Source organism: Streptomyces sp. NPDC004134 (genome assembly GCF_042874195.1).
Classification (GTDB): domain Bacteria; phylum Actinomycetota; class Actinomycetes; order Streptomycetales; family Streptomycetaceae; genus Streptomyces.
The window spans coordinates 46,375-62,541 of record NZ_JBIAMS010000027.1 but is presented as its reverse complement, the minus strand read 5'-3'; the positions used below and the strand labels follow the sequence as shown (position 1 = coordinate 62,541).

The window sequence follows — 16,167 nt, the reverse complement described above, 5'->3', positions numbered from 1 at the left end:
TCGCCTTGACCGGCTCAGGACGTGCACTGTTCTGCCCCCCGTTTCGAAATGACATTCGTGGTCTGCCAGACGCCGTCTCCGTTCTTCTCCAACCGGGTGTTGTAGAGAACGAAAGCCCTGTCCGTGCCCGGCTCGTCGGGGAGCTTTGCGGTCTCGGGATTCTTGCTGATCACGGAGCCGCTCTCGTCGGAGCAGTAGATCACCACCGCTGCTCCGTCGTCCCGGAAGCTCACCGTGCGGTCGAAGTACCGGGTGACTCCCGCCCACTTCTCGTTTTCCTCGACGTAGCCATCGATGAATTCCTTGGCACTGGCCAGGGCTTCGCCCGTGCTGTAGAAGCTCAGCGCCTCGGTGTCGGTGGCGCCGTTGAAGATGGCGTCGTCGATCGAATTGATCCGCTCGGCGTTGTCCGCGAGGACGGCGTCCTTCTCCGCGTCGCCGGTCTCCCGGCCTTCGAACTCGTTCTTCGCGTACGACGGGAAGCCGATCTCGGGCCGTTCGGCCTCCTCCTCGCTCTCCTTCGGGGACGAGGAGGACGATGCCGACGCGTCGCCCGCGCCCTTGATCTTCTCGTCGTCGCCCCCGCCCCCGTCGTCCGAACCGCATGCCGTCAGCAGCAGGCTCGTGGCGGCCATGGCCGCCAGGGCGGTGGGGAGGGTGTGTCGGCGTCTCACGTCAACTCCCTGTAGAAAGTGGGTCACTACGGGTAGAAGACGCTATCCGCGGGGCGCGAGGTTTCGCCAGCGCGTTCGTTGGCTTGATGCCGACGCTTCACCGGAGCCCCACGGGTCCTGTACACACAGCCGTCCGCCGGGGCCACCCGTGTGTGCGGTGGGCCCCGGCGGGTGGGTGTGGGTCAGCCCAGGGTGAGGGTGGGGGAGGGGTTGGTGCCCGTCCAGGTGCCGTTGAAGCCGAAGGTGACCGAGCCGCCGTCCGGGACGCTGCCGTTGTAGGGGGCGTTCGTGCAGGTGACCCTCGTGCCGCTCTGCTGGCACGTGGCGTTCCAGGCGTTGGTCACGCGCTGGCCCGCCGCGTAGTCCCACGTGACCGACCAGCCCGACAGCGAGTCGCCGTCGCAGCTCACCGTCACCGCGGCGGTGAAGCCGCTGTTCCACTGCTGCGGTACGGCGTAGCTCGCGCTGCAGCCGTCACCGGGGCCCGGGCCCGGGCCCGGGTCGCCGCCCAGGGCTTCCGCCACCGCGTTGTACGCCTGCTTCGGCTGGTAGCTGTCGTTCCACAGCGTCGCCGAGCCCTCGCCGTTGAAGACGCCGGGGACCCAGGAGTACTTGTCAGGGAAGCCCCACACCGTGACGCCCTTGCAGCGGGTGACCGCCAGGCAGGCGTCGATGACGTTCGTGTAGTACTGCGACTGGGTGGCCTCCTTCTGCGCGCTGACGGGGAGTTGCATCCGTACGTCCAGCTCCGTGATCGCCACGTCGACGCCCAGGTCGGCGAAGCGCTGCATGTTCTGCCGCAGGTCGCTCGGGAAGCCGTACTGGATCGCCAGGTGGCCCTGGATGCCGACGCAGTCGATCGGTACGCCCTGGGCCTTCAGGTCGCGGACGAGGTTGTACATCGCGGTGCTCTTCGCGTTGACGCCCTCGATGTTGTAGTCGTTGATGCACAGCTTCGCGCCCGGGTCCGCCGCCTTCGCGGCGCGCAGCGCGTGGGCGACGAAGTCGCGGCCCATGGCGTTGTAGAAGGGGCTGGTGCGGAACGTGCCGTCCTCGTTGAACGGCTCGTTGACGACGTCCCAGGCGTCGATGTCGCCCGCGTAGTGCCCGGCGACCTGCGTGACGTGGTTCTCCATCGCCGTACGGACCTCACCGCTCGGCAGCCCCGAGACCCAGCCGGGGAGCTGGCTGTGCCAGACGAGGGTGTGGCCGCGTACGGACTGGCCGTTCTGCTGCGCGAAGTCGACGACCCGGTCGCCCGGGGCGTAGTTGAACTGGCCGCGGGACGGCTGCACGGTGTCCCACTTCATCTCGTTCTCCGCCGTGACCTGGCCGAACTCGCTGCCCAGGATCCCGGTGTACTGGGTGTCGGAGAAGTGCGACGTCGCGGCGGCGGAGCCGATGAACTTGCCGTGCGCCTGCGCGAGCTGGTCGAGGGTGGCGGCGGCCGCCGCGGGCGGGCCGGCCTCGGCGGGGGCCGCCCCCTGCGCGGGGGCGGCGGTGCCGAGGCCGTAGAGGCAGAGGGCGCCGGCGAGCGCGGCCAGCAGGGCCCTGGGCCTGCTGCGGAGTCTTCGCATGTTCCCCTTCTTCCCCCGCGGACGGGCGCGGGCGGTGGTGGAGTGGGTGGCGCCGGATCCGTGCGTGCGGGTGGTGGGGCTGGGACCGGACATCGGGATCGAAACATCCGGATCGAAACATTCGGGACTGGTTTCGAATCTTTCTGGGGTCGGACGTTAGAGGCGCGAGTGGGGCACGTCAATACGCGCGGCGGGGTGGGGGTGTCCGGCACGCTGGGGCCATGGATACGGAGACGGGCGCGGACGCGGGTACGGACGCCGGGGTGGATGTCGTGGCGCTGGAGCGCCGGCTGCGGGACGCCGTCCGCGGCGAGGTGGGGTTCGGGACCCGGGACCGGGCCCTGGTCACCATGGACGCCTCCAACTACCGGAGCGTCCCCCTCGGCGTCGTCGCCCCCCGCGACGCCGACGACGTCGCCGCCGCGCTCGCCGTGTGCCGGGAGTACGCCGCCCCCGTCGTCGCCCGCGGCGGCGGTACGTCCATCGCGGGCAACGCCGTGGGCGCCGGCGTCGTCCTCGACTTCACCCGGCACCTGAACCGGCTCGTCGGCCTCGACCCCGGGGCGCGCACCGCCGTCGTGCAGCCCGGGCTCGTGCTCGACCGGCTGCGCGGCGCGGCGGCGCCGCACGGGCTGACGTTCGGGCCCGATCCGTCGACGCACAGCCGGTGCACGATCGGCGGGATGGTCGGCAACAACTCCTGCGGCTCGCACAGCGTCGCGTGGGGCACGACGGCGGACAACGTACGGGCGCTGGACGTGGTGACGTACCGCGGGCGGGCGGTGCGGCTGGAGCGGGACCTGGGGGTGCTGCCGGGGCTGCGGGAGTTCGTCGAGGGGCATCTGGCGACGCTGCGGACAGGCGGGCGCGCGGTGGGGCGTGCCACCGGCCATCCGGGCGGCGCCGCAGACGGCCGTCCGGGCGGCGCCGCGGACGCGCACACGGGTGGCGCCGCAGTCGGGCATGCGGGTGGCGTACGCGACGGAGCCGGCGCCCCCGCCCCCCACCCCCGCGACCTCCCCGGCTGGCCCGACCTCCCCCGCCGTATCTCCGGCTACGCCCTCGACGCCCTCCTCCCCGAGCGCGGCGGCGACCTCGCCCGCGCCTTCACCGGCAGCGAAGGCACCCTCGCCGTCCTCACCGAGGCCACCGTCCGACTCGTCGAGGCACCCCCCGCCCGCGCCCTGGCCGTCCTCGGCTACGCCGACGAGTCCGCCGCCGCGGAAGCCGCCGCCGGGCTGCTGCCGCTGCGGCCGCTGACCGTCGAGGGCATGGCCGCCGACCTCGTGCCCGACGCGCACGCGCTGCCCCGCGGCGGCGCCTGGCTGTTCGTCGAGACCGGCGGCGAGACGCCCGCCGCCGCGCGGGCCGCCGCCGAGGAGGTGTGCCGCGCCGCCGACGCCGTCGACCACACCGTCGTCGCCGACCCGGCGGCGCAGCGCGCCCTGTGGCGTATCCGCGAGGACGCCTCCGGCACCGCTACCCGCATGCCCGACGGCAGCGAGGCGTGGCCCGGCTGGGAGGACTGCGCGGTGCCGCCCGCGCGGCTCGGCGCGTATCTGCGCGAGTTCCGCGCGCTGCTCGCCGCGCACCGGCTGCGCGGGCTGCCGTACGGGCACTTCGGCGACGGCTGCATCCACGTCCGGATCGACTTCGACCTGCTGACCGCGCCCGGCATCGGCCGCTTCCGGGAGTTCTCGGGGGAGCTGGCGGACCTCGTCGTCGCGCACGGCGGTTCGCTGTCCGGGGAGCACGGCGACGGGCGGGCGCGGTCCGAGCTGCTGCCCGCGATGTACGGGGACGAACTCGTCGGCCTCTTCGGCGGCTTCAAGGACCTCTGGGACCCCGACGGCGCCCTCAACCCCGGCGTCATCGCCCGCCCCGCCCCGCTCGACGCCGATCTGCGCTTCGCGCCGCTGCCGCGCACTCCCGTGCCGGTGGCGTTCGGGTATCCGCACGACGGTCCCGAAGGGGGCGACTTCGCGGCGGCGGTACGGCGGTGCGTGGGGGTCGCCAAGTGCCGCAACCCGGCGGGGAGCCCGGGGGTGATGTGCCCGTCGTACCGGGCCACGGGCGAGGAACGGCACTCCACGCGCGGGCGCGCGCGACTGCTGCACGAGATGCTGGCGGGAGAGGTCATCACCGACGGCTGGCGCTCGGAGGAGGTGCGCGAGGCGCTCGACCTGTGCCTGTCGTGCAAGGGGTGCCGCAGCGACTGCCCGGTGGACGTCGACATGGCCACGTACAAGGCCGAGTTCCTGCACCACCACTACGCCGGGCGGCGGCGGCCGATGGCGCACTACGCGATGGGGCGGCTGCCGCAGTGGCTGCGGCTGACGGCGGCGCTGCGGGCCGCGGGCGTGGCGAACGCGCTGGCCGCGGTGGGTCCGCTGGCGGCGGTCGCGAAGCGGGCGGCGGGGCTCGCGGGGGAGCGGGCCATCCCGCCGATCGCGCGGGTGCCGCTGACGCGGTCGCTGCGGCGGGGCGCCGACGCGGATCCGGACGTGCTGCTGTGGCCGGACACGTTCACGAACTACCTGTCGCCGGAGGCGGGTACGGCGGCGGTCCGGGTGCTGCGGGCGGCGGGGCTGCGGGTGGGGCTGCCGCGGGAGGCGGGGAAGGTGTGCTGCGGGCTGACGTATGTCTCCACGGGCCAACTGGACCTGGCCCGCGAGGCGATGCGGCGCACGCTGGACGCGCTGGAGCCGGCGGACGGCGGCGGCGAGGCGGGCGCGGCGGGACTGCCCCTCGTCGTACTCGAACCGCCCTGCGCCGCCGCGCTCAAGACCGACCTCGTGGAGCTGCTGCCCGACGACGAACGCGCCCCGCGCCTCGCCGCCCGCGTCCGCACCCTCGCGGAAGCCCTCGAAACCGCCGCCCCCGACTGGACCCCGCCCCGCCTCGACCGCCCGGTCACCGGCCAGACCCACTGCCACCAGCACGCCGTCCTCGGCGACGCCGCCGAGCGCCGCCTGATGGCGAAGGCGGGCCTGGAGGGGCGACTCGCCTCGGGATGCTGCGGCCTGGCGGGCAACTTCGGCTTCGAGCGCGGCCACTACGAGGTCTCCGCCGCCTGCGCCGAGGACCAGCTCCTCCCGGCCGTACGCAACGCCCCGGCGGACGCCGCGGTCGTGGCGGACGGCTACTCCTGCCGCACCCAGCTCGCCCAGCTCGCCGGCGTCCGCGCCCGCCACCTGGCCGAACTCCTCGCGGAGGGCCTGCCGGAGGAGGGCGAGCAGCGCGGGCGGGGCTGACGCACACCGGCCGAATCCGGCAAGCACGCTTGCTTGTTTTCCGGTCCGCTGCCACCCTACTGCGCAGTAGTCACGAGGGGAGCGCAGCATGGCGGGCCCGGAGATCATCACCCTGATCGACGACCTGTGCGACGAGAGCGCCGAGTTGGACGCCCTCGTCGCCGGGCTGCCGCCCGGGCGGTGGGCGCTCGGCACCCCCGCCGCCGGGTGGACCGTCGCACATCAGATCGCCCACCTCGCGTGGACCGATCGCGCCGCGCTCGCCGCGGCCCGCGATCCCGACGAGTTCCGGGGGATGCTGACGCACGCCGCGGAGGCGCCGTTCGGCTTCGTCGACGAGGGTGCCGAGCGGGGCGCCGCGCAGCCGCCGGAGGTGCTGCTGGACGAATGGCGGCAGGGACGCGAGGAGTTGCGGCGGGTGCTGCTGGCGCAGCCCGCGGGGGTGCGGATGCCGTGGTTCGGGCCGCCGATGAGCGTCGGGGGCGTCGCCTCGGGGCGGTTGATGGAGACCTGGGCGCACGGGCAGGACGTCGCCGACGCGCTGGGCGTACGGCGTGCGCCCACCGCCCGGCTGCGGCACGTGGCCCGTATCGGGGTGCGGACACGGGACTTCGCGTACGCCGTGCACCGGCTCGCGCCGCCCGCGGAGGAGTTCCGTGTCGAGCTGACCGCGCCCGGCGAGGGCGGGGAGGTGTGGGCGTACGGTCCCGAGGACGCCGCCGAGCGCGTCACCGGGCCCGCGCTCGACTTCTGCCTGCTGGCCACCCAGCGCGTGCACCGCACCGGCACCGCGCTCGTCGCCGAGGGTGCGGAGGCGGAGCGCTGGCTGGGCATCGCCCAGGCGTTCGCGGGCCCGCCGGGCGCGGGCCGGGACCCGGCGCCGGACGGCGCGGCCCGCGGCGGCGCCGCTCCCGGGGAGCGCCCGTGACGCTCCGTATCGGCAATGCCTCCGGCTTCTACGGCGACCGCTTCGCCGCCGTCCGCGAGATGCTCACCGGCGGCGAACTCGACGTCCTCACCGGCGACTACCTCGCCGAGCTGACCATGCTCATCCTCGCCCGCGACCGCCTCAAGGACCCCGGCGCGGGCTACGCCAAGACCTTCCTCCGCCAGCTCGAAGACGGCCTCGGCCTCGCCCGGGAGCGCGGCGTCGCGCTCGTCGTCAACGCCGGCGGCCTCAACCCCGCCGGACTCGCCGCCGCCGTCCGCGAGCTGGCCGAGCGCGTCGGCGTGCCCGCCCGCGTCGCGCACGTCGAGGGCGACGACCTCACCGCCCGCGGCACCTGGCCCGGCGCCCTCGCCGCCCACGCCTACCTCGGCGGCGCCGGCATCGCCGCCTGCCTGCGCGCGGGCGCCGACGTCGTCGTCACCGGCCGCGTCACCGACGCCGCGCTGGTCACGGGCGCCGCCCAGGCCCACTACGGCTGGACCCCGGCCGCCGCCGACTCCGCCGCCGCCGACGACCCCGCCGCCGCCGACCCCGCCCTGCACGCCCTCGCCGGCGCCGTCGTCGCCGGCCACGTGCTGGAGTGCGGCACCCAGGCCACCGGCGGCAACTACGCCTTCTTCACCGAACACGACGTCCGCCACCCCGGCTTCCCCCTCGCCGAGATCGAGCCCGACGGCAGCGCCGTCATCACCAAGCACCCCGGCACCGGCGGCGCCGTCACCGTCGGGACCGTCACCGCCCAGCTCCTCTACGAGACCGCAGGACCCCGCTACGCAGGACCCGACGTCACCGCCCGCCTCGACTCCGTACGCCTCGCCCAGGACGGGCCCGACCGCGTCCGCATCACCGGCGTACGCGGCGAGCCGCCGCCACCCGACGTCAAGGTCGGCCTCTCCCGCCTCGGCGGCCACCGCAACGAGGTCGTCTTCGTCCTCACCGGCCTCGACATCGACGCCAAGGCCGCCCTCGTACGCGACCAGATGGCGCCCGTCCTCACGGGCGTCGCCGACGTCCGCTGGACCCTCGCCCGCACCGACCGCCCCGACGCCGGCGTGCAGGAGGAGGCGTCCGCCCTGCTCCGCCTCGCCGTCCGGGACCCCGACGAGGCCGCCGTCGGCCGCGCCGTCACCGGCGCCGCCGTCGAGCTGGCCCTCGCCAGCATCCCCGGCTTCCACGTCACCGCCCCGCCCGGCAGGGCGCAGCCGTACGGCGTCTTCGAGGCCGCGTACGTCCCGGCCGCCGGCGTCCCCCACACCGCCGTGCTCCCCGACGGCACCCGCGTCCCCGTCGCCCCGCCGCCGCGCACCCGGGCGCTGGAGCCCGTACCGGAACCGCCCCTGCCGCCGCCCCCGCCGCCGGGACCGACCCGCCGCGCGCCGCTGGGCACCGTGGCCGGCGCGCGCAGCGGCGACAAGGGCGGCAGCGCCAACCTCGGCGTCTGGGCCCGGTCCGGCGCCGCCTGGCCGTGGCTGGCGCACACCCTCACCGTCGAGCGCTTCCGCGCACTCCTCCCGGAGACCGCCCCCTTCCCCGTCGTACGGCACGTCCTGCCGCACCTCCGCGCGCTCAACTTCACCGTCGACGGACTCCTCGGCGAAGGCGTCGCCTCCCAGGCCCGCTTCGACCCGCAGGCCAAGGCGCTCGGCGAGTGGCTGCGCACCCGGCACGCCGACATCCCCGAGGAGCTGCTGTGACCGTGCTGGCCTCGTCGCTGGACACCGCGGGCCCCGACTACGCCGCCCACCGCGCCGCGATGCTCGACAAGCTCGCCGCGCTCGGCGACGAGCACGCCAAGGCGGTGGCGGGCGGCGGCGAGAAGTACACCGCCCGGCACCGCGCCCGCGGCAAGCTGCTCGTACGCGAACGGGTCGAGCTGCTGCTCGACCCGGACACCCCGTTCCTGGAGCTGAGCCCGCTGGCCGGCTGGGGTTCCGACTATGCGGTGGGCGCCTCGCTCGTCACCGGCATCGGCGTCGTCTCCGGCGTGGAGTGCCTGATCACGGCCAACGACCCGACCGTACGCGGCGGTGCGTCCAACCCCTGGACGCTGAAGAAGGCGTTCCGCGCCCACGAGATCAGCATGGCCAACCGGCTGCCGTCGATCCACCTCGTGGAGTCCGGCGGCGCCGACCTGCCGTCGCAGAAGGAGATCTTCATTCCGGGCGGTGCGCTCTTCAAGTTCCTCACCCGCTCGTCCGCGGCCGGCATCCCCACCGTCGCCGTCGTCTTCGGCAACTCGACGGCGGGCGGGGCGTACGTGCCGGGCATGAGCGACCACGTGATCATGGTCAAGGAGCGCGCGAAGGTGTTCCTCGGCGGCCCGCCGCTGGTGAAGATGGCCACCGGCGAGGAGAGCGACGACGAGTCGCTGGGCGGCGCCGACATGCACGCACGTACCTCGGGGCTCGCCGACTACTTCGCCGTCGACGAGCCGGACGCCCTGCACACCGCCCGCCGCGTCGTCGCCCGCCTCGCCTGGCGCAAGGCCCACCCCGACCCGCCGCCGGCCGCCCCGCCCGCGTACCCGGAGGACGAGCTGCTGGGCATCGTGCCGGGTGACCTGAAGATCCCCTTCGACCCGCGCGAGGTGATCGCGCGGATCGTGGACGGCTCCGACTTCGACGAGTTCAAGCCGCTGTACGGGACGAGCCTGGCCACCGGCTGGGCGCGGCTGCACGGCTACCCCGTCGGGATCCTCGCCAACGCGCGCGGGGTGCTTTTCAGCGAGGAGTCGCAGAAGGCCGCGCAGTTCATCCAGCTCGCCAACCAGCGCGACATCCCGCTGGTCTTCCTCCACAACACCACCGGCTACATGGTCGGCAAGGACTACGAGCAGGGCGGCATCATCAAGCACGGCGCCCAGATGATCAACGCGGTCTCCAACTCCCGCGTCCCGCACCTGTCGGTCCTCATGGGCGCCAGTTACGGCGCCGGCCACTACGGCATGTGCGGCCGCGCGTACGACCCCCGGTTCCTCTTCGCCTGGCCGAGCGCCAAGTCGGCGGTCATGGGTCCGCAGCAGCTCGCGGGCGTGCTGTCGATCGTGGCGCGGGCGTCGGCGGAGGCGAAGGGGATGCCGTACGACGAGGAGGGCGACGCGGCGCTGCGGGCGATGGTGGAGCAGCAGATCGAGGCGGAGTCGCTGCCGGTGTTCCTGTCGGGGCGGCTGTACGACGACGGGGTCATCGACCCGCGGGACACCCGGACGGTGCTGGGGATCTGCCTGTCGGCGATCCACACGGCGCCGTACGCGGGGGTGCACGACGGGTACGGGGTGTTCCGGCTGTGACCGCGCGACCGGCATCCACAGGGCGACCGGCATGCACAGGGCGACCGGCATCCATAGGGGAGCACCGATGATCCGTACCCTCCTCGTCGCCAACCGCGGCGAGATCGCCTGCCGCGTCTTCCGCACCTGCGGGGAGCTGGGCATCACGCCCGTCGCGGTGCACTCCGACGCGGACGCGGGCGCGCTGCACGTACGCGCCGCGCTGGACGCGGGCGGCGCGGCGGTGCGGCTGCCGGGGCAGACGGCGGCGGACACGTACCTGCGGGCCGACTTGCTGGTCGCGGCGGCGCTCTCGGCGGGCGCGGACGCGGTGCACCCCGGCTACGGGTTCCTCTCCGAGAGCGCGGAGTTCGCGCGGGCGGTCGGGGCGGCGGGGCTGACGTGGGTCGGGCCGCCGCCGGAGGCGATCGAGGCGATGGCGTCCAAGACGCGCGCGAAGGAACTGATGGGCCTGGCGCCCTTCGACCCGTCGAAGGCGGTGGAGTCCGACCTGCCGCTGCTGGTCAAGGCGGCGGCGGGCGGCGGCGGCCGCGGCATGCGGGTCGTCCGCGAACTGGCGGCGCTGGAGCCGGAACTGGAGTCGGCGGCGGCGGAGGCGGAGGCGGCGTTCGGGGACGGCGAGGTGTTCGTCGAGCCGTACGTCGAGGGCGGACGGCACGTCGAGGTGCAGGTGCTCGCGGACGCGCACGGAGGCGTGTGGGCGCTGGGCACGCGCGACTGCTCGCTGCAGCGGCGGCACCAGAAGGTGGTGGAGGAGGCCCCGGCACCGGGTCTGGCGGCTGGCGTGGCGGCGGAGCTGGCGGAGACGGCCGTACGGGCGGCGCGGGCGATCGGGTACGTCGGCGCGGGCACGGTGGAGTTCCTGCTGGCGCCGGACGGCCGGGCGCAGTTCCTGGAGATGAACACGCGGCTGCAGGTGGAGCACCCGGTGACGGAGGCGGTGTACGGGGTCGACCTGGTGGCCCAGCAGTTGCGGATCGCGGAGGGCGCGGCTTTGCCCCCGTCGGCCCCGCGGCCCAGGGGCCACGCGGTGGAGGCCCGCCTGTACGCGGAGGACCCGGCGTCGGATTTCGCCCCGCAGACGGGCCGGGTCCACTGCCTGGAGGCCGGGATCGGAGCCCCGGTTCCGGAAAGGGGCGGGACGGGGGAGCTTCCCACGCTCCGCCTCGACACCGGCTACACCGCCGGCGGCACCGTCACCCCGTACTACGACGCCCTGCTCGCGAAAGTGATCGTCCATGCCCCCACCCGCGCCGAGGCGGTCCGCCATCTGGCGACCGCGCTGCGGCGGGCACGGATCCACGGTCCGGTGACGAACAGGGACCTGCTGGTCCGGTCGCTGGCACACGAGGAGTTCGCGCGAGCGCGGATGACCACGTCGTTCTACGACACCCACCTCGCGACGCTCACGAGCCCCCCGGGCGAGGACGGCGCCCACCTCCGGCTCGCCGCCCTGGCCGCCGCGCTCGCGGATGCCGCCGCGCGGCAGGAGGCTGGGGGTGCCGTGCTGCCCGTCCGGTTCGGGGGGTGGCGCAACGTGCCGTCGCAGCCGCAGGTGAAGGCGTACCGGGTCGAGCCCGGCGGTGCGGAGGTCGAGGTGCGCTACCGCGGAACCCGCGACGGCATACGCGCCGACGGCCTGCCCGACGTCCGGGTGCTGTCCGCCGCCCCCGGGCGCGTGGTGCTCGAAGTCGCCGGTGCCGCCCGTGCCTTCGACGTCGCCGTCTACGGCGCCCCCGCCGGAGGCCGGCCCGCGCCGCCCACGTACGTCGACACCCCCCACGGTTCGTACGCCCTCCGCCCCCTCTCCCGCTTTCCCGACCCCCGCGCCGACACCCCGGCCGGCTCCCTCCTCGCCCCCATGCCCGGCACCGTCGTGCGCCTCGCCGACGGGATCGCCCCCGGGCAGACCGTCCGCCGGGGGCAGCCGCTCCTCTGGCTGGAGGCGATGAAGATGGAGCACAAGGTCGCCGCCCCCGCCTCCGGCGTGCTCACCGCCCTGCACGCCGCCCCCGGCCGCCAGGTCGAAGTCGGCGCCCTCCTCGCCGTAGTGGAAGCCGAAGCCGTACAAGAAGCCGCAGCAGAAGCCGTAGAAGAAGCCGCGGCAGAAGACGTCCCGCCCCGCGATCAGGAAGGCCGACAGCCATGACCAGCGCCATCCTCGAACCCCAGGAGCACCGCGACCTCCGCGCCGCCGTCGCCGCGCTCGGCGCCCGCTACGGCCGCGAGTACTTCACCGCCGTCGTCCGCGACGGCCGGCACACCGACGAGCTGTGGGCCGAGGCCGGCAAGGCCGGCTACCTCGGCGTCAACCTCCCCGAGGCGTACGGCGGCGGAGGCGGCGGCATCGCGGAGCTGGCGATCGTGCTGGAGGAACTGGGCGCCGCCGGCTGCCCGCTGCTCATGCTCGTCGTGTCGCCCGCGATCTGCGGCACGGTCATCGCCCGCTTCGGCACCGAGGAGCAGAAGCGGCACTGGCTCCCCGGACTCGCCGACGGCACCCGCAAGATGGCCTTCGGCATCACCGAGCCCGACGCCGGCTCCAACTCCCACCGCATCACCACCACCGCCCGCCGCGACGGCGGCGACTGGGTGCTGTCCGGCCGCAAGGTGTTCATCTCCGGCGTCGACATCGCCGACGCCACCCTCGTCGTCGGCCGCACCGAGGACGCCCGCACCGGCAAGCTCAAGCCCTGCCTGTTCATCGTCCCGCGCGACGCCGAGGGCTTCCAGCGCTCCCACATACCCATGGAACTGCACGCTCCGGAGAAGCAGTTCGAGCTGGTCCTCGACGACGTGCGGCTGCCCGCGGACGCCCTCGTCGGCGACGAGGACGCCGGTCTCCTCCAGCTCTTCGCGGGGCTCAACCCCGAGCGCGTCATGACCGCCGCGTTCGCGCTGGGCCTGGGGCGGCAGGCGGTGGCGCGGGCCGTCGACTACGCCCGTACGCGCCAGGTGTGGAAGGGCGGCGCCATCGGCGTGCACCAGGCGATCGCGCATCCGCTCGCGCAGGCGCACATCGAGTTGGAGCTGGCCCGGCTGATGACGCAGAAGGCGGCGGCGTTGTATGACGCCGGTGACGACGAGGGTGCGGGCGAGGCGGCGAACATGGCGAAGTACGCGGCCGCGGAGGCGGCGGCGAAGGCCGTCGACCAGGCCGTGCACACCCTCGGCGGCAACGGGCTCAGCACCGAGTACGGTCTTGCGCAGATGCTCACCGCGTCCCGCGTGGCCAGGATCGCCCCGGTCAGCCGGGAGATGATCCTCAACTACGTGTCGCACCAGACGCTGGGCCTGCCCAAGTCGTACTGACGCCGCCGACGTACCGAAGGAGCACCTCCCCGCCATGACCGACGCACCCGCAGAACCGGCCGCCGACGACGCGCCCCTCGTCCGGATCGCGCGCGACGACCGCGGCGTCACGACCCTCACGCTCGACTCGCCCCACAACCGCAACGCGCTCTCCGCCCGCCTCATCGCCGAACTCGACGCCGGCCTGGCCGCCGCCGCGGAGGACGACGACGTGCGGGCCGTGCTGCTCACCCACACCGGCAACACCTTCTGCGCCGGCGCCGACCTCGGCGAGGCCACGGGCGCCGCCGCGCCCACGGACGGGCCGCTGGCGCTGGCGCGGCTGCTGCGGGCGGTCGTGGAGTGCCCGAAGCCCGTCGTCGCGCGGGTGACCGGGCACGTACGGGCGGGGGGCCTCGGGCTGCTCGGTGCGTGCGACATCGCGGCGGCGGGCACGGGGGCGACGTTCGCGTTCACGGAGGCGCGGCTCGGGCTCGCGCCGGCGGTGATCTCGATGCCGCTGCTGCCGCGGCTGGACGCCCGCGCGGCGGCGCGCTACTACCTCACGGGTGAGCGCTTCGGCCCGGAGGAGGCGGCGAGGATCGGGCTGGTGACGCTGGCGGGTGACGACGTGGACGCGCTGCTGACGCCGGTGCTCGACGGGCTGCGGGCGGCGTCGCCGCAGGGTCTTGCGGCGTCGAAGCGGCTGGTGACGGGGGAGGTGCTGCGGGCGTTCGACCGGGACACGGAGCCGTTCGCGGAGCTGTCGGCGTCGCTGTTCGCGTCCCCGGAGGCCAGGGAGGGCATGACGGCGTTCCTGGAGCGCCGGGAGCCGAAGTGGTTCCGCTGACGGACGCCCCGCGCCAGCCACGGGGCCGGGGCCCGCAGCAGGACCGCAGCCGGGCGACCCGGCAGCGGCTGCTGGAGGCGGCGGTCGCGTGCCTGGCGGAACTGGGCTGGGGCGGCAGCACGGTCAGCGTGGTCGCGGAGCGGGCGGGCGTCTCGCGGGGCGCGGCGCAGCACCACTTCCCGACCAGGGAGGACCTGTTCACGGCGGCGGTGGAGCACGTGGCGGCGGAACGCTCGGCGGCGCTGCGGGCGCTGCTGCCGGCGGGTGCGGCGGATCTCGTACGAGGGGACGGCGGGGACCCGGTACGGGCGGAGGGGGCGGAACCCGTACGCACCGTCGCCGTCGTGCGCGGCGTCGTCGACCTCTACACCGGGCCCCTCTTCCGCGCCGCGCTCCAGCTCTGGGTCGCCGCCGCCAACGAGGAGCAGCTACGCCCGCGCGTCGCCGCGCTGGAGGCCCGCGTCGGCCGCGAGGCGCACCGCATGACGGTGGCGCTGCTCGGCGCCGACGAGTCGGTGCCGGGCGTACGGGAGACGGTGCAGGGCTTCCTCGACATGGCCAGGGGCCTGGGCCTGGCGACCCTGCTCACGGACGACAGCGCCCGCCGCGACCGCGTCGTGGCGCAGTGGTCGCACCTGCTCACGACGGCCCTGTCGCACGCCGGCGGCCACTGAGCCCGGTCACGGACCCACCCGGCTCCGCACCACCGGGCAGCCCACCCCACGTCCCCCGCACTCCCGCCCAAGGGTAGGCCGCTCCACCGACAACGAAGCCGTGGCCGCCCCGCCGGGCCAAGGCCCGGCCGCTGCCAACGGAACCGCCCCCGGCCGCTGCCGATCAAACCGCCCCGGCCGCTGCCGACCGAACCGCGTCCGGCCGCCCCCGCCGCAGCCGGCTCAGGCCGGCCCGCCCAAGCCGGCCCGGTGCGGACGGAACCGCTTCACGCCGTCCCGTCCGCCTCCGCGTAGCCCTCGATCTCCTGCGGCGACCGTGTCCCCGGCCCCACGTACCGTGCCGACGGCCGCACCAGGCGTCCCGTCCGCTTCTGCTCCAGGATGTGCGCCGACCACCCCGCCGTCCGCGCGCACGTGAACATCGACGTGAACATGTGCGCCGGCACCTCCGCGAAGTCCAGCACGATCGCCGCCCAGAACTCGACGTTCGTCTCCAGCACCCGGTCCGGACGCCGCGCCCGCAGCTCCGCCAGCGCCGCCTTCTCCAGCGCCTCCGCGACCTCGTACCGCGGCGCGCCGAGCTGCTTCGCCGTACGCCGCAGCACCCGCGCCCGCGGGTCCTCCGCGCGGTAGACGCGGTGGCCGAAGCCCATCAGCCGCTCGCCGTTGTCCAGTGCCCGCTTCACGTAGCCCTCGGCGTCGCCCGTGCGCTCGATCTCCTCGATCATCCCGAGCACCCGCGACGGCGCGCCCCCGTGCAGCGGCCCGGACATCGCGCCGACCGCGCCGGACAGCGCTGCCGCGACGTCGGCGCCGGTGGAGGCGATGACGCGGGCGGTGAAGGTGGAGGCGTTCATGCCGTGTTCCGCGGCGGAGGTCCAGTAGGCGTCGACGGCTGCGACGTGCTTGGGGTCGGGCTCGCCGCGCCAGCGGATCATGAACCGCTCGACGACCGTACGGGCCTTGTCGATCTCCCGCTGCGGCACCATCGGCCGCCCCTGCCCGCGGGCGGACTGCGCGACGTACGACAGCGCCATGACGGCGGCCCGCGCCAGGTCCTCGCGGGCGCGCGCCTCGTCGATGTCGAGCAGCGGGCGCAGCCCCCAGACGGGCGCGAGCATCGCCAGCGCGGACTGCACGTCGACGCGGATGTCGCCGGAGTGCACGGGGATGGGGAAGGGCTCGGCGGGCGGCAGACCGGGTTTGAAGGCGCCGTCGACCAGAAGACCCCAGACGTTGCCGAACGAGACGTGACCCACCAGGTCCTCGATGTCCACACCGCGATAACGGAGCGCGCCGCCCTCCTTGTCGGGTTCGGCGATCTCTGTCTCGAAGGCGACGACTCCCTCTAGCCCGGGTACGAAATCGGACATCAGGCGGCTCCCTCATGTGTGGCGTGCGCTGCGGGGGGTGTGCAGCGACGGACGGGTCGGCCCCAGGGCGTGGAGTGGTGCGGGGGGTGGACCTGCTGGCCAGGCTCCGCGGCGCCATCGCTCGCGGTCCGGGGCGTGCATTCCGGGCCACCATAGCCGGGGGTGTCGAGTTTCCACAGTGGTCGGGCGGCCGATCTGTCGGGTCGCCTACATGCGAGGCGGCGTGAGATCGGGCA

The 16,167-nt window shown here is 74.7% G+C and carries 11 protein-coding genes; 8 read left to right on the top strand and 3 right to left on the bottom strand.

The annotated features are described in order from the left end of the window. Nucleotides 1–14: 14 nt before the first annotated feature. Nucleotides 15–674 carry a hypothetical protein gene (locus ACFYVJ_RS28205; RefSeq protein WP_388897101.1) on the bottom strand — a complete coding sequence of 220 codons (660 nt, stop codon included), beginning with the start codon at nucleotides 672–674 and terminating at the stop codon, nucleotides 15–17. Between the two features lie 182 nt (nucleotides 675–856). After that, nucleotides 857–2,251: an endo-1,4-beta-xylanase gene (locus ACFYVJ_RS28200; RefSeq protein WP_388897098.1), complete on the bottom strand. Its 1,395-nt coding sequence runs from the start codon at nucleotides 2,249–2,251 to the stop codon at nucleotides 857–859. Nucleotides 2,252–2,472: 221 nt separating this feature from the next. Here ACFYVJ_RS28200 and ACFYVJ_RS28195 point away from each other — a divergent pair, with 221 nt between their 5' ends. The 8 genes from ACFYVJ_RS28195 (at nucleotide 2,473) to ACFYVJ_RS28160 (ending at nucleotide 14,558) form a co-directional block, all read left to right on the top strand. Beyond that, nucleotides 2,473–5,505: an FAD-binding and (Fe-S)-binding domain-containing protein gene (locus ACFYVJ_RS28195; RefSeq protein ID WP_388897095.1), complete on the top strand. Its 3,033-nt coding sequence runs from the start codon at nucleotides 2,473–2,475 to the stop codon at nucleotides 5,503–5,505. 88 nt (nucleotides 5,506–5,593) lie between these two features. Continuing rightward, a complete protein-coding gene (locus tag ACFYVJ_RS28190; protein ID WP_388897092.1) occupies nucleotides 5,594–6,433 on the top strand; it encodes a TIGR03084 family metal-binding protein in 840 nt (279 codons plus the stop codon). Further along, nucleotides 6,430–8,148: an acyclic terpene utilization AtuA family protein gene (locus ACFYVJ_RS28185; protein ID WP_388897090.1), complete on the top strand. Its 1,719-nt coding sequence runs from the start codon at nucleotides 6,430–6,432 to the stop codon at nucleotides 8,146–8,148. The genes ACFYVJ_RS28190 and ACFYVJ_RS28185 overlap by 4 nt, the downstream gene beginning before the upstream one ends. Beyond that, nucleotides 8,145–9,743: an acyl-CoA carboxylase subunit beta gene (locus ACFYVJ_RS28180; RefSeq protein ID WP_388897087.1), complete on the top strand. Its 1,599-nt coding sequence runs from the start codon at nucleotides 8,145–8,147 to the stop codon at nucleotides 9,741–9,743. Before ACFYVJ_RS28185 ends, ACFYVJ_RS28180 begins: the two co-directional genes overlap by 4 nt. A gap of 67 nt (nucleotides 9,744–9,810) precedes the next feature. After that, on the top strand, nucleotides 9,811–11,892 hold the full coding sequence (locus ACFYVJ_RS28175; RefSeq protein WP_388897084.1) for a biotin carboxylase N-terminal domain-containing protein: 2,082 nt from the start codon (nucleotides 9,811–9,813) through the stop codon (nucleotides 11,890–11,892). Continuing rightward, nucleotides 11,889–13,055: an acyl-CoA dehydrogenase family protein gene (locus tag ACFYVJ_RS28170; protein WP_388897081.1), complete on the top strand. Its 1,167-nt coding sequence runs from the start codon at nucleotides 11,889–11,891 to the stop codon at nucleotides 13,053–13,055. Before ACFYVJ_RS28175 ends, ACFYVJ_RS28170 begins: the two co-directional genes overlap by 4 nt. Nucleotides 13,056–13,089: 34 nt before the next feature. Then, nucleotides 13,090–13,884: an enoyl-CoA hydratase family protein gene (locus ACFYVJ_RS28165; protein WP_388897078.1), complete on the top strand. Its 795-nt coding sequence runs from the start codon at nucleotides 13,090–13,092 to the stop codon at nucleotides 13,882–13,884. Further along, nucleotides 13,872–14,558 (top strand): TetR/AcrR family transcriptional regulator, encoded by a 687-nt coding sequence (locus ACFYVJ_RS28160; protein ID WP_388897075.1) that lies wholly within the window; start codon nucleotides 13,872–13,874, stop codon nucleotides 14,556–14,558. Before ACFYVJ_RS28165 ends, ACFYVJ_RS28160 begins: the two co-directional genes overlap by 13 nt. 266 nt (nucleotides 14,559–14,824) lie before the next feature. On the opposite strand, the gene ACFYVJ_RS28155 is transcribed toward ACFYVJ_RS28160, so the two are convergent. Beyond that, nucleotides 14,825–15,931: a citrate synthase 2 gene (locus ACFYVJ_RS28155; protein WP_388897072.1), complete on the bottom strand. Its 1,107-nt coding sequence runs from the start codon at nucleotides 15,929–15,931 to the stop codon at nucleotides 14,825–14,827. Nucleotides 15,932–16,167 lie beyond the last annotated feature (236 nt).

Bases quoted from the DNA above. Each gene is read 5' to 3' on its own strand.
- ACFYVJ_RS28200 (WP_388897098.1), bottom strand. From the start codon at position 2,251: ATGCGAAGACTCCGCAGCAGGCCCAGGGCCCTGCTGGCCGCGCTCGCC.
- ACFYVJ_RS28195 (WP_388897095.1), top strand. From the start codon at position 2,473: ATGGATACGGAGACGGGCGCGGACGCGGGTACGGACGCCGGGGTGGAT.
- ACFYVJ_RS28190 (WP_388897092.1), top strand. From the start codon at position 5,594: ATGGCGGGCCCGGAGATCATCACCCTGATCGACGACCTGTGCGACGAG.
- ACFYVJ_RS28175 (WP_388897084.1), top strand. From the start codon at position 9,811: ATGATCCGTACCCTCCTCGTCGCCAACCGCGGCGAGATCGCCTGCCGC.
- ACFYVJ_RS28170 (WP_388897081.1), top strand. From the start codon at position 11,889: ATGACCAGCGCCATCCTCGAACCCCAGGAGCACCGCGACCTCCGCGCC.
- ACFYVJ_RS28165 (WP_388897078.1), top strand. From the start codon at position 13,090: ATGACCGACGCACCCGCAGAACCGGCCGCCGACGACGCGCCCCTCGTC.
- ACFYVJ_RS28155 (WP_388897072.1), bottom strand. From the start codon at position 15,931: ATGTCCGATTTCGTACCCGGGCTAGAGGGAGTCGTCGCCTTCGAGACA.